This window comes from Arthrobacter sp. NPDC093139 (genome assembly GCF_044754165.1).
Taxonomy (GTDB): Bacteria; Actinomycetota; Actinomycetes; order Actinomycetales; family Micrococcaceae; genus Arthrobacter.
On sequence record NZ_JBIVOO010000002.1, the window covers coordinates 393,827 to 412,543 of the forward strand.

Here is an 18,717-nt window from a genome sequence, read left to right on the forward strand (position 1 = left end):
CCATGTGATCATCGAAAAAATCCTCGGCAACCTGCGCGACCTCCCTGAGGCGGACACCGCGGCCTTTGCCGGGCTGCACAAGGAAAGAGTGATGCTTCCCAGCGCCGAGCTGGTCAAGCGAATCCAGCGCGTCACCACAGACCACGGCAAGGAAATCGGCATCCGGCTGCCGTCCGGCTCCGGGGACCTCCGCGACGGCGACATCCTGCACGTGGCCGAAACCAGCATGATCGTGGTGTCCGTGCTCCCCACCGACGTCCTGGTGGTGGCGCCCCGGACCATCCACGAGATGGGCGTCGTGGCACACTCCCTCGGCAACCGCCACCTCCAGGCCCAGTTCTTCGACGCCTCCTCCGAGTACGGCGCCGAGGTCATGGTGTGCGCCTACGACCACACGGTGGAGGACTACCTTCGCCACGTGGGCGTGCCCTACGACCGCCAGGAACGCGTTCTGCCCGTGCCTTTCCGCCATGCCGAGCACAGCCACTGATTTCGGAATGTCCTACCAACTCGCCCTGCAGCAGCTCACCGACTCTGCTCTTCCTACCGGGGCTTTCGCGCACTCGCTCGGGTTTGAAACCTACATTGATCGTGGGCTGGTTCATGACGAGGAGTCGTTCGGGGTGTGGCTGGCTGCCTTCGTGGGGCAACAGCTCACTTACTGTGACGGGCTGGCCATTCGGCTGCTTTACGAGGGAGTTGCCTTGGGTGAGCTCGATGCCTTGTTGTCGGCGCAGCTCCTGCCGCGGCAGCTGCGTGAGGCCAGCACCAAGATGGGCGCCCGGCTGCTGGAGATCGGATCCGAAGTGTTTCCTTCCCCGGAGCTGACGGAGTACCGGGAGCTGGTGGAAGCCGGCCGCGCCGCCGGCCACCAACCGCTGGCGTTCGCCGTCGTCGCACGTTCCCTGGGTGTGCCCCTGCCGGAAGCGCTCGCGGCATACCTCTTTGCGACGGTTACCTCGCTCACGCAGAACGCCGTCCGTGCCGTTCCGCTGGGGCAAAACGCTGGCCAGCGGCTGCTGCGGGCAGCATCCGACGGCGTTGCTGCCGCCGTCGAACGGATTGGGCGCCTTACGCCGGACGACTTCGGGGCCGTCACCCCCGGATTGGAAATCTCGCAGATGCGGCACGAACGCCAACGTGCCCGCATGTTCATGAGCTGACAGTTTAGGAATCAAGGAGACAGCATGTCTGAACCCATCAAGATCGGCATCGGCGGACCGGTTGGCGCCGGCAAGACCCAGCTCGTGGAGCGGCTCACCCGTCACATGAGCCGCGAGGTCTCCATGGCCGCCATCACCAACGACATCTACACGATCGAGGACGCCAAAATCCTTGCAGCGAACGGCATCCTCCCCGAGGACCGGATCATCGGCGTGGAAACCGGCGGCTGCCCGCACACCGCAATCCGCGAAGACACGTCGATGAACACGGCCGCCATCGAGGAGCTCAAGAAACGCCACCCGGACCTGCAGGTCATCTTCGTGGAATCCGGCGGCGACAACCTCTCTGCCACCTTCAGCCCCGAGCTCGTTGACTTCTCGATCTACATCATCGACGTGGCCCAGGGCGAGAAGATCCCCCGAAAAGCAGGGCAGGGCATGATCAAGTCCGACCTCTTCATCATCAACAAGACGGACCTCGCGCCCCACGTCGGCGCCGACCTCGCCATCATGGAACGTGACTCCCGCGAGTTCCGGGGTTCGAAGCCATTCTGCTTCACCAACCTCAAAACCGACGAAGGGCTCGACGCCGTCATCGACTGGGTGCGGCGTGATGTCCTGATGCTCGACCTGGCCCAATGAGCACGACCCTATCGGCGGCGCGTGACGCCGACTTAACCGGCCTGAACCAGAGTACGCAGGCGCCGATGGGGGAGCTTGAGCTGCGGGTCGAGGTGCGCGGGGGCAGGTCCGTGGCCGCGCACCAGTATCACCGGGGCGCCTTGCGGATACTGCGCCCGCATTACTTGGATGAGTCCGGGCAGGTTTGCTATGTATTCGTCAATCCCGGCGGGGCATATCTTGGGGCTGACCTTTACGTCATTGACGTGGAGGTGGCGGAGGGGGCGAAGCTGCTCCTGACGACCCAGTCGGCCACCAAGATTTACCGGACGCCGGGCTCGTTCGCCGAGCAGCGGATGACATTGCGGCTGGGGGAGAGGGCGCAGCTGGAACTGGCCCCGGACCAGCTGATCGCCTACCGGGAGGCCAGCTACCGGCAGAACACGCGCATCACCGTGCAGCCGTCGTCGAGCCTGATGATGGCCGAGGTGATTACGCCGGGGTGGTCTCCCGACGGGGCCTCATTCCGGTATGAAGAACTGCGGCTCCGCAACGAGATCCACGTGGAGAACGGCGGCCGCACGGAACTGCTGGCCCTGGATAACGTGCTGCTCCGGCCATCGCTGAACGACGTCACCGGCATGGCATTCATGGAGGGCTTCAGCCATTTGGGGTCGCTCATTGTGGTGGACCAGAGAGTGGATCAGGCGCTCGCTGATGAACTCCATGCGCTCACGGCCGGCCACGACGCCTACACCGGGGTGTCCCTCACCGGGGCGGTCAGCGGAACCACCGGCCTGGTGCTGCGGTCCCTGTCCGACTCCACGGAAGAACTTAACCGGCTGCTGCGTGCCTGTACTGCCTTGCTGCGCGGACAATGGTACGGGCAGGCGCCCCTAAATTTGAGGAAGTACTGATGACGACGCTGACGGGACTCGCCGCAAAGTACCGGCAGCGCGAGGAGCTGCCGCTGAGGACCCGCTTGCTTTTTGCATTTGGTGCGGTGGCCGCGCTGCATCTTGCCGCCGTCGCACTTCTCTTCGCCGGAACCCCTGAATCCGGAACCCCTGAATCCGGCACCGCGGGTGCGGGCCAGTCCGTTGCCCTGGGGTTGGTGCTCACCGCCTACCTCGCGGGCGTCAAACACAGCTACGACTGGGACCACATCGCCGCGATCGACAATTCGACGCGCAGGTTCGTGGCCCAGCGGAAGGACCCCGTGAGCGTCGGGTTCGCCTTCAGCCTGGGCCATAGCTCCGTGGTGATCCTGGCCGGCGTCCTGGTGGTGGGCGGCGCGGCCATCGTGGGCCAGTTCATGGAGGACGGCACCACCGGAAACCTGGTGCTGGGACTGATCGGCAGCGGCGTCTCCGGGCTGTTCCTGCTGGTCATGGGCCTGTTCAACGGCTCGGCGTTCCTGCAGGCCGCGCAGGCGTACCGGAACGTGCAGGGCGGCGGAGAGGTGCGGGACGGGGACCTGGAGGCCAAGGGATTTCTTGCCCGCCTGCTGACCAGGCCGCTGTCCAGGGTGAAGCGTCCGCGGAACATTTACGTGATCGGCTTCCTGTTCGGGCTGAGTTTCGATACTGCCACCACCATCGGGCTCCTGGTAATGACGGCGGCGGCCTCCCTCGCCGGAGTCTCCCCGCTGGCCCTCTTGGCGCTTCCTCTGTCGTTCACGGCCGCCATGACGCTCTTCGACACCACGAACGGCGTCGCCATGATGCGCATGTACAGATCGGCTCTCCACAACCCGCAACGGAAGCTGGGCTTCAACGCCCTGATCACGGGCATCTCGGCCTTGTCCGCCCTGTTCGTTTCAGCCATCACCCTGGGCGGCTTCTTCCATACGGCCTTTGGGCTCGAAGACCCCCTGACAACCTGGCTGGGCGGGGTGGACCTCGGCGAGGCCGGGCTGCTCCTGGTCGCTGTGCTGCTGGCGGTGTGGGGTGTTGCCGCGCTGCGGGGGCGGTCGAAGAGCTCTTCGCAGGCCGCCTAGCCGGGACATAGAAGGACAACTTATGACGCGGACCGGAGCGAATGGCAGGATAGGACGCATGGAACTGCACATCACGGGGGATCCCGCTGCCGACAAACTGCTCAGCGATGACGCGTTTGCGCTGCTCACCGGAATGCTGCTTGACCAGCAGGTGACCATGGAGTCGGCCTTTGCCGGCCCCGAAAAGATCCGCGCTCGCATCGGGTCGATCGAACCCGCGGCGATCGCCGGGTACGATCCCCAGGGCTTCGTCGAGGTGTTCAAGGAGCGGCCGGCCGTGCACCGTTTCCCGGGCTCCATGGCCGCACGTGTCCAGGCCCTGGCCGAGACCGTGCACAGCGAGTGGAACGGGGACGCCACCGCCATCTGGACCCAGGGTGACCCAGACGGCAAGGAAGTGCTGCGCAGGCTCAAGGCCCTGCCCGGATTCGGCGAGCAAAAGGCGAAGATCTTCCTGGCGCTTCTCGGGAAGCAGTGCGGCCTCAAAGCAGAAGGCTGGCGCGAGGCCGCCGGCCACTACGGCCAGGAGGACGCCTTCCTGTCCGTCGCCGACATTGTTGACCAGGAGTCGCTGAGCAAGGTGCGCGCGAGCAAGCAGGCCGCGAAAGCCGCGGCGAAATCAGCGAAAGCGGCCGGGAGCTGACGCCAGGGCTCCCGCGCCGAGCGGCGGACTCCGGCTGCGCCTGCGGATCTTGCCAGGACCGCGCCTAGGCGCGGCCCCCCAATCAGCGCTGCGCCCCTTGGCCCCATCCGTGAAGGGGAGGCCCGTTCGGCCGGGCCCTTCGCCCGGCCGAACGGCTGACGGAATCAGGCGACGACGGCTGCCGGAGCGGATGCCTGTTCGGGCAGGTCAGCGAGCAGCTCGTCAGCGGTGGGCGGGTTGGCGCCGGGCCGGCGGACCGTGATGGCTGCCGCCTTCGATGCCATGCGTCCCAGCGTCTCCAGCACGGCGGGAGCCAGGCCGTCCGTTCCACGGGCCAGGAGGCCGTAAATCAGTGCCGCCATGTAGGAGTCGCCGGCGCCGATGGTGTCAGCCACCACGGACGTGATGGCCGGGATCTGCAGCCGTGTGGCCGGGGTTGCCAGCAGCGAGCCCTCGGAGCCGCAGGTGACCACCGCCAGCCCAGCGCCGAGCTCCAGGATCCGCGCCGCGGTGGCCTCGAGCTCAAGATCCGGGTAGAGCCACCGGGCATCCTCATCGCTGAGTTTGACCACGTCGGTCAGCGGGACCAGGTCCTCGAAGATTGACCGTGCCTCGGCCTGGCTGCCCAAGAGCGCGGGCCGGATGTTGGGATCGTAGGTGACCATGCACTCGCGGTGTGACTGCTCCAGAAGCGCCTTGACCGCGGCGGCGCCGGGGGCCAGGAACGTGGCGATCGAGCCGGTGTGGAGCACTTTGGGGAGGAACGCAGGAGCCACCGGCGGGAGCTCCCAGGCGATGTCGAAGTCGTACCGTGCGGAGCCGTCCGCCGCCAGCGTGGCCGTGGCGGAGGCGGTGCGGCCCTGCGATGTCGAGCCGGGCAGGAGTTCGACGCCGGCGCTGGCCAGGTGCGCGGCAATTGCGGCGCCGCGGTCGTCGTCGCCGATTGACGTCAGGAGGGCAGCGCTGACGCCGAGGCGTCCCAGCCCATAGGCGACGTTCGCGGGCGAGCCCCCCGGATGCTCGACTGTGCCCTCGGGCGAGGTCACGACGTCGACCAGGGCTTCGCCGATGACGATGACGTCGGGCTGGGCTGCGGGAGTACTGGAGTGGGTCTTGAGCATGGAGGGGCCTTTCATGGGGCCGTCCACGGACCCGGCTGCTGCAGGCCCGCGGACGGGGGTGTTGGGGAAGCGGCGGCTTTTCGCCGAATCAGGCGGTGGCGGCACCCGTCATGATGGCCACGGCGTCGGTCATGGAGTGGGACTGCGGGGTGATGGTGGCGGCGCACTTGCCCAGGCGTTGGATGTGGATCCGGTCGGCCACGTCGAACACATGGGGCATGTTGTGGCTGATCAGGATCACCGGCAGGCCCCTGTCGCGGAGGTCCCGGACCAGTTGCAGGACCTGGTTTGATTCCCGCACGCCGAGGGCCGCCGTCGGCTCGTCCAGCACAACCACTTTGGAGCCGAACGCCGCGGCGCGGGCGACGGCGACGGCCTGGCGCTGGCCGCCCGAGAGGTTTTCGACCGCCACCGTCACGTCCTGGAGGGTGGAGATTCCAAGCCGGGTCAGTTCTTCCTTGGCCTTGCGGCGCATGCCCTTGGTGTCCAGGACGCGGAAGATCTTCCCCAGCGGTCCCGGAATGCGTTCCTCCCTGCCGAGGAACAGGTTTGATGCCACGTCGAGTGCCGGCGATACCGCAAGGTTCTGGTACACCGTCTCGATACCGTGGACGCGGGCGTCCTGCGGGCGCTTGAAGTGGACCGGCTGGCCGGAGACCTTCAGCTCGCCCGAGTCCGGGATCTCCGCCCCGGTGAGGCACTTGATGAGCGTGGATTTTCCGGCACCGTTATCGCCGATGATCGCCAGGACTTCGCCCGGGTACAGGTCGAGGCTGACGCCGTCCAGACCCACGACGCGGCCGAAGGTCTTGACGAGGTTCCTGGCCTGCAGGATCGGCTGGCGGACCTCGGTCTTGGCCGGCTGGAATTCTGTGGCGGTCATGATTTCACCTTTCGGATCCACTGGTCGATGGACACAGCGACGATGATGAGGACGCCCACTGCGAGGGTCTGGTAGAGCACGTCGAGGCCGGCCAGCGAGAGGCCGTTGCGGAACACGCCGACGATCAACGCCCCGAGGAGGGAGCCCCAGATGGAGCCGCGTCCGCCAAAGAGGCTGGTTCCGCCGATGACGACGGCAGTGATGGAGTCGAGGTTCAGGTCCACACCGGCGTTGGGGCTGGCTGCGTTCGTGCGGCCGATCTGGATCCACGCACCGATGGCCAATACGGCACCGGCTGCGAGGTAAACGCTCATGAGGACCCGGTTCACCGGGATACCAGCCAGGCGGGCGGCTTCCTTGTCATCGCCCACCGCGTAGACATGTCGGCCCCAGGCGGTCTTGCCGAGGATGAACGCGACCGCGATGTAGAGCAGAAGCATCATGACTACGCCGGTGGAGATGCGGACCGGCCCGACCGGGAAGGTGCTTCCGGTCCAGGTGAGCAGGTCCGGCATGCTCGAGCCGCGGACGGTCGAGCCGCCGGAGTAGAGCAGGGTCAGGGCGATGAAGATGTTCAGTGTTCCGAGCGTGACGATGAATGGAGGGAGCCGGAACCTGGTGACCAGGAAACCGTTCAGCGCCCCGGCCGCGAGCCCCACGGCGAGCCCGAGCAGGAGCGCCAGCGGCGCGGGCGCCCCGTTGCCGGTGGCCAGCTGCGCCACCACCATGGAGGACAGGATCATGACGGCGCCCACCGAAAGATCGATGCCAGCGGTGAGGATGATGAGCGTCTGGGCGATTGCAAGGGTTCCCACCACCGAGACCTGCTGGGTGATCAGGGACAGGTTCTCGACCCGCAGGAACCTCTCATTGAGGAGCCCGAAGACCACCACTGCAACAAGCAGGACAATGGCCGGGCTGAGTGCGGGATAGCGGTGGAGAATGTTGCGGATACGGCTGAGCGGGGTCTGCCGGTCGAGGAACTCCTCGGCCGGGTCTGCATGCCCTGCGGCGGGCGGGCCTGCGGTCTGTTGCTGGGTCACGGTTGCTCCTGAACGTCAAGGTTCTGGTGGTGTGGTGCCGCGGGAAGTGCTACTTCAGCACTTCCCGCGGCGTAGGGTTCAACGCTGGTTACTTGCCCCAGCAGATCTTGGCGGCCTCGGACGTGGTGATGCTCTTGACGCCATCGGCGGCCTTATCCGTGACGAGCTCCACACCGGTGTTGTAGAAGTCCAGTCCTGGTGAGTTGGCCGGCTTCTTGCCGGTCTTGGCCAGCTCAACGATGGCCTTGACGCCCAGTTCCGCCATCTTCACCGGGTACTGCTGGGCAGTGGCACCGATGACACCGGCCTTGACGTTGTTGACGCCCGAGCAGCCGCCGTCGACCGAGACCACCAGCACGTCCTTCTCCTTGCCGGCGGACTTCAGCGCCTCGAAGGCGCCGGCTGCGGCAGGCTCGTTGATTGTGTAGATGACGTTAATGTTCGGGTTCTTGGCGAGGAGGGTTTCCATCGCCGTCCGGCCGCCGTCCTCAGCACCCTGGGTTGCCTGGCTGCCCACGATTTCGTAGTCGCCGCCCTTGCCGCCGGTGTACTTTCCGGTCTTGGCTTCGTCGCCGTTCTTCTTCTTGTCCGCGGTGTCGATGCCCAGTCCGGTCAGGAAGCCCTGGTCGCGGTTGTAGTCCACGGAGACGACCTTGTCGTCAAACAGGTCCAGCAGCGCAATGGTGGCCTTCTTCCCGCCAAGCTGCGCTGCGGTCCACTTGCCGATCAGCTCACCGGCGGCGAAGTTATCGGTCGCGAACGTGATGTCGGCTGCGTCTGCAGGGTCCGGGGGAGTGTCCAGGGCAATGACGAACAGGCCGGCGTCCTTCGCCTTCTTCAAGGCGTCAACGACAGAGGGCCCGTTAGGCGTGATGAGGATGCCCTTGTCGCCCTTGGAGATAGCGTTCTCGATGGCCTGGATCTGGGTCTCTTCATCGCCGTCAGCCTTGCCGGCCGCGAGCTTGAGGTCCACGCCGTCGGTTTCGGCGGCCTTCTTTGCGCCGTCCTGCATCGAAACGAAGAAGGGGTTGGACGTGGTCTTCACGATGAGGGACACGCCGACCTTCTCGGAGGACGAGCCTTCGGTTGAGGAGGCTGCAGGGCTTCCCCCGCAGGCAGCGAGGCTCAGCGTGCCGAGGGTCAGGACTGCGCCGACGGCAAGCAGGCGGGTGGCGGCTGTCCGCGGGGCTTTGGAACTCAACATTGAATCTCCTGGTTTCGTGGCACTTCCTGTGCCTGACAACGATGTCATTAGTCATGTAACCAGCGTCACAGGGTAGAGTCAACATAATTCCGATGATGAAGGACCAAATTATGACAACGATGTCTAATCGTTACCACGCCGATGGAGCGAAGAATCGGCCCACTATGCGCCACGTTGCGGCACTCGCCGGAGTGGGCATCAAGACCGTCTCGCGGGTGATGAACGACGAGGCCGGCGTTTCGGAGGCTACCCGCCAGCGGGTCCTCAGCGCCTCTCGGCAGCTCAATTACCAGCTGGACATGGCGGCCGGCAGCCTGCGCCGCTCCGGCCGGCAGACTCTTTCGATCGGGCTGCTGCTGCCCAGCGTGGCCAACCCGTTCAGCTCTGAGATCCACCGCGCACTGGAAGATGCGCTGGCCGCCCGGGGGATAGCGGTCTTTGCCGCCAGCCTCGACGATGACCCCGAGCGTGAGAAGTCCCTGGTCGCGGCCTTCCTGGGCAGGCGGGTTGACGGGCTCGTCCTGACGCCAATCGCCAAGAGCCAGTCCTATGTCATCCCGGAGCATTCACGGGACCTGCCCATGGTGTTCATCGACCGTGAACCGGTCGGCATCGAGGCAGATGCCGTGGTGACGGACAACGCCGTGGGAGCCGCCAGGGCCGCCGCCCACTTGATTGCGCAGGGACACACAAAGCTTGCCTACCTTGGTGATCGGACAGACATTCAGACAGCCCGAGAGCGTCGGCGGGGATTTATTGAGGAACTCGGGAGGGCGGGCATCGCGACGTCGGCAGTGCCGGTGATCGAGGGGCTCCACGACGAGGAGTCTGCACGCCAGGCGGCCCTTGGCCTGCTCCGGTCCGAGGATCCGCCCACGGCCATTTTCTCCAGCCAGAACCTCGTCACGTTCGGTGCCATGCGTGCCCTGAAGGAGCTCGGCGCAAATAGGCGGATTGCCCTGGTGGGATTCGACGACTTCACGCTGGCGGACATGATGGACCCCGGCATCACGGTCATTGCGCAGCATCCGGAACGCATCGGGCAGCTTGCCGCCGAGCGGCTCCTTGCCAGGATCGACGGCGATGACCGCGCCCCGCGGACGTACGTCGTTCCCACTGAACTCATCCAGCGCGGGTCCGGAGAACTCCGCCCGCGCTAACCACGCTTTCAACCCGCACAATTCAACAACCCAGCGAACCTCCAGAGGAGAAAACCATGGCCAAGACGCTCTATGCAGAATTCACAGTGAAGCCCGGCAGTGAGGACCGGGTTGCAGAAATGATGCGCGAACTGACGGAACATGTCAGGCGTGAGCCGGGAAACCAGCTGTTCCTGCCCTACACGCGGGAAACCAACCCCCGCCAATACTTTGTCTTCGAAGTGTACGAAGACGATGCCGCATTCCAGGAGCACATCAGCGCCGACTACGGTGCCCGCTTCAACGGGGAGTTGGCCGACCACATCGAGGAGGACGGCTCAGTGCTGACCTGGCTTCAGCCGGTCAGCTGATCTCCCTCCAACGACCGCAGCGGGGCGGGGACTTTCGGTCCCCGCCCCGCTGCTGTGTTGCCGTGCTTGCTGCCCCTACTACGGTCTGTTCTTCTTAACCGTTGTGTCCGGGACGAACATCGACTGCGTCAACGGCTTGACGGTGATCGATTTCAGCTGCGCTGTGCCACCCTCGGCGAAGAGTGCGACCTGGCTGGCCCCCTGTTCGGGGAAGACCTGATCGGTGATGGTGCGCAGGCCGTTCTGGGCGAAGACCTCCACGGAGGACCGGTCGACGTAGATGCTCAACTTCACGTTACCGGAGGCATCCGGCGTCACCGGGGCCGAGTCTACCGACGTGAACAGCGGGTGGAAGGCCGTGTTGCCGGACTTCGTCCGGTCCACATACAGCTTGCCCGTCGCCTTGTCGTAGCCGATAACGGTCGAGGAATTTCCGCTTCCGAGCACCGTGATGCCGCTCTTGGCCGCGGTGCCCGGAGCGAAGGTGACGTCGATCTTCTGGACCTGGCCCCACGCGGCCGACGGCAGCACATGGGTTCCCGGGGTGATGCTCCTGGCCCGCTTTTCGGAATAGCTGCTCTTCGTGCCGAGGCTGTCCACCTGCTGGACGGCCTTCTGGACCAATCGGGGACCAGCCGCGGTCTGTGTAAGCCCCACCTGGCGCGGCAGGGACATGGCGCTGCGCCACGGCGAGGTGGGAATGGCGTTGGCGTAGTCCCAGTTGTTCATCCAGCCCAGCATGATGCGCTGATCCTGTGGCATGTTCGCGAAGGACACCGAGGCGTAGTAGTCCCGGCCGTAGTCCAGCCAGTCATACGTCTCGAGCCGCGGCGTCGCAGGACGGGAGGATGCGACAAATTCGTCGGCAAGAATGTGGCCCCAGCCGAAACGGTTGTTGTCCACTACGCGGATGCTGGCCTGCCGCCCCTTGAATTCCGAGACATTCCACGAGGCCCAGTCGAGGACCTCGCTGTTGGCGCCCGTGGCTGTCCGGACCACTTTTCCATCGACCACGAGGTTGACCGTGGTTTCGTCCGAACGCGGCACGGCAGCCTGGTCCGTCAGCATCACGTGGTCAAGGGTCAGGTGTCCCCAGCCGCCGGTGGCCTGGTCCACAATCCGCAGTTGCGCTTGCTGCCCGGCAAACTCGGACACGTCCCAGCCCTTCCAGTTAAGGGCGCCGGAGTCGTCGCCCGCGAGGGTGCGCACCACGTTGCCGTTCACCACCAGCTGGGCCTCCAGCAGCTGGCCCGACGTCGCATCCCGGTGCCCGCCTCCGACCAGCATGCTCATGAAGTTCCGGGACACAGTGAACGACGGCGAGGTCATGGTTCCCTGCCTGTCGTCGCCGGGAGCGCCGCCGGTTTCGAACGTGTTGATGCGCTTGGCGCCGATGTAGAAGTCACCGCCTGCGGTTGCGGGCTGGAAATTGGGCGCCAGTTCCCCGGTGCCGGTCCAGCCGGCGTCGGCCAGCGTGGATCCGTCGGGGACCTCGAAGCCGCTGAACAGCAGGTCGCCGGGAGGCGGTGTGTTGTCCAGCTTGTCCGAGACCCGGGGGTGCTGCCCGCCGCCAACAAGGAAGTTCAGGTAGTCGCTCCCCACGGTGAACGCGGGCGAGTTCATGGAGCCCACCGGCCAGTCGCCGTCGTTGAAAGAATTGATGAGCCCGGCACCGGCGAAACCGGTGACGGCGTTCTGCCCGGGAAGCGTTCCCGCGGCGGGGGCGTCCCCGAACGGCCCGTTCTTTACGTTGCCGGGTTCGTTGTTGACCGTCCAGCCGTTGAACGTGCCGTCGTTGAAACCGGCGACTGGAGTACCGGTGGGAAGCGTATCGCTGGCCTTGGTCGACTCCGAGGTGAAGGTGGTGCCGTCGAAGCGACCCACAAAGTATTGCCCGGCCGAGCCGCCGGCCACACCGCCGGGGTTGATGTTGACCACCATGACCCACTTGACGTTGGCGGGATCACCGTCGACAGCCAGGGGGAAGAGGTCCGGGCATTCCCACAGTCCGCCGGTGGCGTTGGCCGGTCCGAATTCGCTCAGCAGCGTCCAGTCCTTGAGATTGCCGGACTTGTACAGCAGTACCTTGTGCTCCGTTGCCTCAACAGCGGCCATGACCCAGTAGCCTCCTCCGTTCGGGGAGTCGTACCAGAAGACCTTGGGGTCACGGAAGTTCGCCGAATTGCGGTTGAGTACCGGGTTGGCGCTGTACTTCGTCCAGGTCTGCCCCTCGTCCAGGCTGTAAGCCAGGGATTGCGCCTGGAGGCCTCTGTACGGCGAGGCATCCTTGTAGGCGCTCGTGAAGATTGCCACCATGGGTGGGTTTTCCGCCGTGCCGAAGCCCGACGTATTGTCCTTGTCCACCACCACACTGCCGGAGAAGATGTCCTGCTGGTCATCGGTGGCAATGGCCAGCGGCTGCTCCTTCCAATGCGTCAGGTCCGTGGACGTGGCATGGCCCCACGACATGTTGCCCCACGTGTTGCCGGACGGATTGTGCTGGTAGTACAGGTGGTAGACGCCGTTGTGGTAGACCATCCCGTTGGGATCGTTCATCCAGTTCTGTTTCGGTGTGAAGTGGATTGCCGGGCGGTACTGCTCGTCCCCAACCGTTCCGGCGGCCGAGGCCGGTCCGGTCCCGGCCAGCACGGCGGCAAGGCCGAGACCTGCCAGTGCCAGGGCGGAACAGACCTGCATTCTTCGTGATTTCTTGCTGCTCATTTCGCTGAGGTCGCACTTCATTGCGCGCGCCTTTCCGTTAGACAACGTTGTCAGTGCAAGGAACGCTAGGTTAAGTCCACGAGACAAGTCAACGGATTTTAGGGCACCGCTGGCGAATGGAGTCTCAGGCGTACAGTGGACATCGTTGTCGCCGTGGGTGTACCCGGCCGGGGAAGCCCCTGGGCACCTTGTTAGGCTGGGAGGCATGAAACTACGTCTTCCTGCCCTTGCCATGGTTCCCGCGATGCTTCTCCTGGCCGGGTGCGGCCAGGCGGAGGAAGCAGTGCAGAACGCGGCAAGCTCCGCCGCCTCCGGTGTTGCGAACGCTGCGGCCGAGCAGGTGAAAGGCCAGATCTGCGCGCTGCTGGAGGACGGCCTCGTGAGTGCCTCGGACAAGGCTGTGCTGACCGGGCTCGTGGCAGGCGCCGAAACCGCAGGCGTTCCCTCCGAGATCACGGATCCGCTGACGGAGATCGCTGAGGCCGGTGACGAGGTCCCCAACGAGTCGGTGAAACAGCTGCAGCAGGCCTGCACCGCGGGCTGACATCCCGGCTGGCCCTCAGCGCGCAGCGCCCTGCAATAATCGGAACAAACGGTTGCCGGGGGCTGAAATGCGGCCGGCCGCCACGGGAGCATAGTAAGTTTGGGCCGATCACAGCAGACGAGGCGGACATCAATGAAGGCTTCCAGCCAGCAAGCGTCAACTTCCGGAACACCGGCAGAACCTTCCGGCACGCCCGTTAACCCCGAGCTGCTGCGCTGGCTCGCGGATGCGCACGGCGTGGGTACTACCTACCAGGGCTGGGACGGGCACCCGCATGACGTTGCACCCGCCACCCTGATCCGCGTCTTGGCGGCGTTGGGGGTCCGGGCACACACCGATCAGCTCATTGAAATTGCCTTGGCCGAAGCGGAACTCGCGCCCTGGCGGCGGATGCTGCCGCCCGCCGTCGTGGTCCAGGAGGGGACGCCGTCCCAGGTACAGGTCCACGTCCGGCACGGTTCAGCCGTTCGCGTGAGCGTCATAACGGAGGACGGACGAAAGCTCGACGCCGGGCGTCAGGACGTCTGGGTGGAACCGCGCGAGGTGGATGGCGTGACCATCGGCCGGGCGACGTTCGACATTCCGGCCAACACCGGGCTGGGGTGGCACACACTGCGCGCTGAGTCGGAGGGCACGGTGGCCGAGACCACCCTGGTGGTGACGCCGTCCAGGCTGTCCACGGCTGCACCGCTTGAGGAACGCCGGGGCTGGGGCCTGGCCACCCAGCTGTATTCGGTGCGCTCCGAGCGCTCCTGGGGAGTGGGTGATTTCGCCGATCTCGCCGAGCTTGCCGCGCTTGCCGGTGCCCGCGGGGCCGACTACGTGCTCGTGAATCCCCTGCACGCGGCCGATCCCGTGCCGCCCCTGGAGCCCTCGCCGTACTCACCATCCACCCGGCGTTTCTTCAACCCGCTGTACCTCCGCATCGAGGCTATTCCGGAGCTGGCGTACCTGAAACCCAAGAAGCAGGCTGTCATCCATGGCCTCATGAAGCAGGCGCGGAAGCTGAACAAGAACACTGCCCGCTTAGACCGGGACACGGCGTACGCGGCGAAGCTGGCCGCGCTGGAACTCGTGTACGGGGTCCGCCGATCCGCGTCCCGGCAGCATGCCTTCGAGGACTTCTGCCGCGCCGGCGGAACCGGCCTGGCGGACTTCGCCCTGTGGTGCGCAATACGGGAAGATATCGACGCGGACGACCCCTTCTGGACCGATCCTGCAGCTGCCCTCGGCTCGCCCCTCGTTGAGAAGCTCCGAAATGAGCTGGCGGACCGGATCGATTTCCACCGCTGGCTACAGTGGCTCTGCGACGAGCAGCTCGAATCCGCGCAGTCCGCAGCCAAACGCGCCGGCATGCGTCTCGGTGTGGTGCATGACCTTGCCGTGGGTGTTGACCTGCAGAGCTCGGACGCCTGGACGCTGAAGGACGTTCTTGCTTCCGGCGTGAGCGTGGGGGCACCTCCGGACATGTACAACCAGCTGGGGCAGGACTGGCACCAGCCGCCTTGGCACCCCACACGCCTCGCCGAGGCCGGCTACCGTCCGTTCCGGGAAATGCTGGCAAGGATTCTCCGGCATTCGGGCGGCATCCGGGTGGACCATATCCTCGGGTTCTTCCGCCTCTGGTGGGTGCCTACCGGGAATTCCGCCGGGGACGGCGCTTACGTCCGTTTCGACCACGATGCCCTGATCGGCATTCTGGCGCTGGAGGCACAGCGCGCGGGCGCCGTGGTGATCGGGGAGGACCTGGGCACCTTCGAGCCGTGGGTCCGCGACTACCTGGCGGCGCGCGGCATCCTGGGCACCTCCATCCTGTGGTTCGAGAACGACGGCGATGCTCCCCTTGCGCCGGAAAAGTACCGGCTGCAGGCCCTCTCCAGCGTCAACACCCACGACCTCCCGCCGACGGCGGGTTACCTCGCCGGTGACCACGTGACCCTGCGCAGCGGGCTGGGCCTGCTGGAGCGGCCGGCGGACGAGGAGCGCCTGGAGCACAATGCCACGCTTGAGAAAATGATGCAGCTGCTGCGGCAGCGCGGGCTGCTTCCGGCCGATGATGCCGGAAGCGAGGAGGAGCGGATCGAGGCACTGCACCGTTTGCTGGCACAGACGCCGTCCGTGCTGCTCGGCGTCGCACTGGTTGATGCCGTGGGGGAGCGCAGGGTGCAGAACCAGCCGGGGACAACATCAGCGCAGTACCCGAACTGGCAGGTGCCTCTGGCTGATTCAGACGGTGACTGCGTACTTATCGACAGCCTTGACGGGAACGAGAGGTTCAATTCCCTCCTGGCCGCGGTCGAGGAATCAGTCCGGCTCAGCCAGCAGTAATCAGATGCGTGCTGTGGTCGTATCGGAAGGTGACCGGGCCGCCGTCGTGGTTCAGGACAATGTTCGTTCCGTTGCGTGCCCCGCCCTGGCCGTAGTTTTCGTCCCAGGAGCCGTTGATGGCTGCCTTGAATTCGTACCTGCCGGCGGGCAGGTCGGCCGTCAGCTTCCAGATGGTGTCGGCCGGATCCAGTGTCATGAACGCCGACGTGCACGCCGGTAGCCAGTCTCCGGAGCAGCCCATCTCACTGTTCAGGTCGCCCGCAACGGTGACGGATTCCGGCTGGGGAACCGCAACGGTTCCCACGACGACAGTCCGCACGCCGCTGACCACACCGAGGGGGCCGCGCAGCTTCGCCCGGTAGCTCACCTTGGTCCCTTCCGGGAGGTTCAGGGCCGCGATGTCGTCCACCACCGTGTACTCGGGGGAGGAGCCGTCCGCCTGACCGACGGCCGTCCACTCTCCGCCGGCAATACTCCGTTCGAAGCCCACCTCGTGGCTGGCCTTTTCCGGATCCGCGGTGGCCACAACCGCCACGCTCCCTTGGACGGTGCTTCCTTCCTTTGGCTGCTGGATGGTCAGTACCGGGGCCGGGACAGCGGCGGTGCGCGTAGCGCTGACAGATGTGTGGCCCGCGTTGTCCAGGGCCACTGCCCGGTATGCCAGGGCCGTGCCGGGGTTGAGCGCGGCCACATCATGGAAGACCCGGTAGGGCGCCGTATCGTCGGTGCCGATGGATTCCCATGTCCCGCGAGCCGTCCTGGCCTGGAAGGTGACCTGGTAGAACGACGTGCCGTCGACGTCGGCTGTCACCTGGAGCCGGCCGTTGTCGCCCGGGGCGGTGGCGGTGGCTGCCGCCGTGCCGGGTGCCTGCAGTGTGATGCCGGGGGCCCTCTTGGAGTGCGGAATCCGGCCTGAGGACTGGTACACCACTGCGGACAGCGGCGGAACCGTGACGGTCAGCTTGCCGTCCGCCGAGGTTTTTGTTTCCGTCGCGGCATCACCGTAAAGAAGGCTGTACGTGCGCTTTGCGATGTACGTCGGGACCGACGCCGTCTGTGGCTGCTCGCTGTTGTTCAGCGCCACCACGTATTCGCGCTGGTCCTTGGCGTCCGTGCGGGAGAAGGCATAGATACCCGGGCCGTCGGACGCGTAGCGGTGCTGGTGGGCACCGTTCCGCAGCGCACGGTGGTCCTTGGTCAGCTTGGCCAGTGCGCTGATCTTGCCGTACAGCGGGTGCCCGGTATTGAAGTTGTCCCCCGCGTGGGTAGCGTCGGTGCCGAGCAGATCGTCGTCGAGGTACTCCGGTACCTGGCTGGCGAAGAGCGTCTGGCGGGCATCCTGGTCTCCGCCCGGGCCGGTAAAGCCCTGCTCGTCACCGTAGTAGATCACGGGATTGCCCCGGGAGAAGTACATCAGCTCGTGGGCAAGCTCGTCGCGGGACACCCGTTCGGCGTCGTCAGCATCCGGGTTGTCCGCGGAGATGAAGCTGCCGATCCGGCCCATGTCGTGGTTTCCGAGGAAGGTGGGCAGCTGGTACACGTTGGAGTCTGCGTCCGTGTACCAGTCATCCATCGTAAAGAATGTCTCCAGCTGGCGGGCGTCCTGGCTGCGCGAGGCGAAATTGCGGGCCGCGTCCTGGAAGGGAAAGTCCAGCACTGCCTGCATCTTGTTGCGGGTGGTGAACTGCGACGTAAAGCTCTTGGAAGTATCGAAAACCTCCCCGAACATGAAGAACTCGTCCTTGCCGTGCTGCTTCGCGTAGCTGAGGACATCCGGGCCGAATTGCTGCCAGAACTCATCGTTCACGTGCTTCATGGTGTCGATCCGGAATCCGTCCACCCCAAAATCCCTGATCCAGGTCTTGTAGACGTCCGTCATGCCCTTCACCACGGTGGGGTGTTCGGTGAAGAGGTCATCCAGGCCGAAGAAGTCACCGTAGAACGAGTTCTCGCCGGCGAACGTTGTGTCACCGCGGTTGTGATAGAGCGTGGGATCGTTGAGCCAGGCGGGCACCTTGAGGTTTTGTTCCGCCGGGTCCAGTACCGGAGTGTAGGGGAACGAGGTCTTCGCGTCGAGCCGCGGGAAATCGGGCTTTCCCGCGTAGTCGCGGTCGTCGAACTCAGCCCCGGCGGCGGTGCGGTACGGCGCCTTGTCCTTGGACACATACCCCGTGCGGGCGCCTTCTTCGTAGCCGATGACGTCCGCCGTGTGGTTCGTGATGATGTCGAAGTACACCTTCATGCCGCGCGCGTGTGCTGCGTCGATGAGTTCTTTGAGCTCCGTATTGGTGCCCAGATGGGGATCGATCTGGGTAAAGTCCGTGATCCAATACCCGTGGTAGCCAGCAGAGCTGTCCTCCGGCTGTACGGCCTTGTTCTTGAAGCTCGGCGTCAGCCAGATCGACGTGGTGCCCAGCCCTTGGATGTAGTCAATCTTGTCCAGCAGCCCGTTCAGGTCACCGCCGTTGTAAAAGCCCTTGCGCGTGGGGTCGAAGCCGGACACCCCCGGTTCCGGTCCCAGGCCGCCGTCGTCATTGGCAGTGCTTCCGTTGCTGAACCTGTCCGCCATGACGAAGTAGAAGTTCTCATCAGTAACCGGCGCCCGCAGGAACTGAAGGGCCGGCGAGGGGCGGCCGCCGGAGTCCGGCCCCGAAACCCCGGAGCCGGGTGCCGCTTGGGCGGGGAGGGCGGCACCTATGAGGGCCAGAATGGACGCTGCGACCGTCGCGGTGCGGGCGGGACCGGATATTCGCGGGTGGGCGGCGCCCGCGCGGCGGTGCATGAAACTCTGGACAGGGTTGGAGAACATGGCTGAAACCTTCCACGAAGCAGCGCTGCTTATCCCGGCCCGTCCGGGTAACGTGCGGACGACACACCCAGGCGACAGGAACCATCATCAACCTGACTGCGACAAGTCTGTAATGACCATGACGGATG

16 protein-coding genes are annotated in these 18,717 nt (G+C 65.4%); 10 read left to right on the forward strand and 6 right to left on the reverse strand.

Going from position 1 to position 18,717, the window contains the following annotated elements; genetic code table 11:
* Positions 1-4 precede the first annotated feature (4 nt).
* Genes ureE through ACIP90_RS04955 form a run of 6 tightly spaced genes read left to right on the forward strand, consistent with a single transcriptional unit; the run spans position 5 to position 4,426 of the window.
* Positions 5-490, forward strand: a complete 486-nt coding sequence (gene ureE, locus ACIP90_RS04930) for an urease accessory protein UreE (protein ID WP_400577439.1) — start codon at positions 5-7, stop codon at positions 488-490.
* Positions 471-1,163: an urease accessory protein UreF gene (locus ACIP90_RS04935; protein WP_400577441.1), complete on the forward strand. Its 693-nt coding sequence runs from the start codon at positions 471-473 to the stop codon at positions 1,161-1,163. Before ureE ends, ACIP90_RS04935 begins: the two co-directional genes overlap by 20 nt.
* 24 nt (positions 1,164-1,187) lie before the next feature.
* Complete coding sequence (gene ureG, locus ACIP90_RS04940; protein ID WP_400577443.1) at positions 1,188-1,805, forward strand: urease accessory protein UreG; 618 nt, start codon at positions 1,188-1,190, stop codon at positions 1,803-1,805.
* Positions 1,802-2,701, forward strand: a complete 900-nt coding sequence (locus ACIP90_RS04945) for an urease accessory protein UreD (protein ID WP_400577445.1) — start codon at positions 1,802-1,804, stop codon at positions 2,699-2,701. Before ureG ends, ACIP90_RS04945 begins: the two co-directional genes overlap by 4 nt.
* On the forward strand, positions 2,701-3,783 hold the full coding sequence (locus ACIP90_RS04950) for a HoxN/HupN/NixA family nickel/cobalt transporter (RefSeq protein ID WP_400577447.1): 1,083 nt from the start codon (positions 2,701-2,703) through the stop codon (positions 3,781-3,783). Before ACIP90_RS04945 ends, ACIP90_RS04950 begins: the two co-directional genes overlap by 1 nt.
* A 58-nt stretch (positions 3,784-3,841) precedes the next feature.
* A complete protein-coding gene (locus ACIP90_RS04955; RefSeq protein ID WP_400577448.1) occupies positions 3,842-4,426 on the forward strand; it encodes an HhH-GPD-type base excision DNA repair protein in 585 nt (194 codons plus the stop codon).
* A 164-nt stretch (positions 4,427-4,590) separates the two neighbouring features.
* Here ACIP90_RS04955 and ACIP90_RS04960 read toward each other — a convergent pair whose 3' ends face one another.
* From ACIP90_RS04960 to ACIP90_RS04975, 4 genes are all read right to left on the reverse strand, one after another.
* Complete coding sequence (locus tag ACIP90_RS04960) at positions 4,591-5,562, reverse strand: carbohydrate kinase (protein ID WP_400577450.1); 972 nt, start codon at positions 5,560-5,562, stop codon at positions 4,591-4,593.
* 73 nt (positions 5,563-5,635) lie between these two features.
* Positions 5,636-6,430: an ATP-binding cassette domain-containing protein gene (locus ACIP90_RS04965; RefSeq protein WP_400577451.1), complete on the reverse strand. Its 795-nt coding sequence runs from the start codon at positions 6,428-6,430 to the stop codon at positions 5,636-5,638.
* The gene (locus ACIP90_RS04970; protein WP_400577452.1) at positions 6,427-7,473 is read right to left on the reverse strand and encodes an ABC transporter permease; all 1,047 of its coding nucleotides are present in this window, start codon (positions 7,471-7,473) and stop codon (positions 6,427-6,429) included. The genes ACIP90_RS04965 and ACIP90_RS04970 overlap by 4 nt, the downstream gene beginning before the upstream one ends.
* An 88-nt stretch (positions 7,474-7,561) precedes the next feature.
* Positions 7,562-8,677 carry a substrate-binding domain-containing protein gene (locus ACIP90_RS04975; protein WP_400577454.1) on the reverse strand — a complete coding sequence of 372 codons (1,116 nt, stop codon included), beginning with the start codon at positions 8,675-8,677 and terminating at the stop codon, positions 7,562-7,564.
* A gap of 164 nt (positions 8,678-8,841) precedes the next feature.
* Here ACIP90_RS04975 and ACIP90_RS04980 point away from each other — a divergent pair, with 164 nt between their 5' ends.
* Together ACIP90_RS04980 and ACIP90_RS04985 are read left to right on the forward strand one after the other, a co-directional pair.
* Entirely contained in the window at positions 8,842-9,837 is a 996-nt protein-coding gene (locus tag ACIP90_RS04980; RefSeq protein WP_400577707.1) for a LacI family DNA-binding transcriptional regulator, read from the forward strand.
* A gap of 56 nt (positions 9,838-9,893) precedes the next feature.
* On the forward strand, positions 9,894-10,187 hold the full coding sequence (locus ACIP90_RS04985) for a putative quinol monooxygenase (protein WP_400577455.1): 294 nt from the start codon (positions 9,894-9,896) through the stop codon (positions 10,185-10,187).
* A 78-nt stretch (positions 10,188-10,265) separates the two neighbouring features.
* On the opposite strand, the gene ACIP90_RS04990 is transcribed toward ACIP90_RS04985, so the two are convergent.
* On the reverse strand, positions 10,266-12,929 hold the full coding sequence (locus ACIP90_RS04990) for a GH32 C-terminal domain-containing protein (protein ID WP_400577457.1): 2,664 nt from the start codon (positions 12,927-12,929) through the stop codon (positions 10,266-10,268).
* A gap of 184 nt (positions 12,930-13,113) precedes the next feature.
* Between ACIP90_RS04990 and ACIP90_RS04995 the strand changes: the two genes are divergently transcribed.
* Both ACIP90_RS04995 and malQ read left to right on the forward strand, forming a co-directional pair.
* Entirely contained in the window at positions 13,114-13,452 is a 339-nt protein-coding gene (locus ACIP90_RS04995; protein WP_400577458.1) for a hypothetical protein, read from the forward strand.
* 132 nt (positions 13,453-13,584) lie between these two features.
* The gene (gene malQ / locus ACIP90_RS05000) at positions 13,585-15,780 is read left to right on the forward strand and encodes a 4-alpha-glucanotransferase (RefSeq protein WP_400577460.1); all 2,196 of its coding nucleotides are present in this window, start codon (positions 13,585-13,587) and stop codon (positions 15,778-15,780) included.
* On the opposite strand, the gene ACIP90_RS05005 is transcribed toward malQ, so the two are convergent.
* Complete coding sequence (locus tag ACIP90_RS05005; RefSeq protein WP_400577461.1) at positions 15,767-18,589, reverse strand: alpha-amylase family glycosyl hydrolase; 2,823 nt, start codon at positions 18,587-18,589, stop codon at positions 15,767-15,769. The two genes, malQ and ACIP90_RS05005, sit on opposite strands and share 14 nt — an antisense overlap.
* Between the last annotated feature and the right edge of the window lie 128 nt (positions 18,590-18,717).

Bases quoted from the DNA above. Each gene is read 5' to 3' on its own strand.
- ACIP90_RS04935 (WP_400577441.1), top strand. From the start codon at position 471: ATGCCGAGCACAGCCACTGATTTCGGAATGTCCTACCAACTCGCCCTG.
- ureG (WP_400577443.1), top strand. From the start codon at position 1,188: ATGTCTGAACCCATCAAGATCGGCATCGGCGGACCGGTTGGCGCCGGC.
- ACIP90_RS04945 (WP_400577445.1), top strand. From the start codon at position 1,802: ATGAGCACGACCCTATCGGCGGCGCGTGACGCCGACTTAACCGGCCTG.
- ACIP90_RS04950 (WP_400577447.1), top strand. From the start codon at position 2,701: ATGACGACGCTGACGGGACTCGCCGCAAAGTACCGGCAGCGCGAGGAG.
- ACIP90_RS04955 (WP_400577448.1), top strand. From the start codon at position 3,842: ATGGAACTGCACATCACGGGGGATCCCGCTGCCGACAAACTGCTCAGC.
- ACIP90_RS04960 (WP_400577450.1), bottom strand. From the start codon at position 5,562: ATGAAAGGCCCCTCCATGCTCAAGACCCACTCCAGTACTCCCGCAGCC.
- ACIP90_RS04965 (WP_400577451.1), bottom strand. From the start codon at position 6,430: ATGACCGCCACAGAATTCCAGCCGGCCAAGACCGAGGTCCGCCAGCCG.
- ACIP90_RS04975 (WP_400577454.1), bottom strand. From the start codon at position 8,677: ATGTTGAGTTCCAAAGCCCCGCGGACAGCCGCCACCCGCCTGCTTGCC.
- ACIP90_RS04980 (WP_400577707.1), top strand. From the start codon at position 8,842: ATGCGCCACGTTGCGGCACTCGCCGGAGTGGGCATCAAGACCGTCTCG.
- ACIP90_RS04985 (WP_400577455.1), top strand. From the start codon at position 9,894: ATGGCCAAGACGCTCTATGCAGAATTCACAGTGAAGCCCGGCAGTGAG.
- ACIP90_RS04990 (WP_400577457.1), bottom strand. From the start codon at position 12,929: ATGAAGTGCGACCTCAGCGAAATGAGCAGCAAGAAATCACGAAGAATG.
- ACIP90_RS04995 (WP_400577458.1), top strand. From the start codon at position 13,114: ATGAAACTACGTCTTCCTGCCCTTGCCATGGTTCCCGCGATGCTTCTC.
- malQ (WP_400577460.1), top strand. From the start codon at position 13,585: ATGAAGGCTTCCAGCCAGCAAGCGTCAACTTCCGGAACACCGGCAGAA.
- ACIP90_RS05005 (WP_400577461.1), bottom strand. From the start codon at position 18,589: ATGTTCTCCAACCCTGTCCAGAGTTTCATGCACCGCCGCGCGGGCGCC.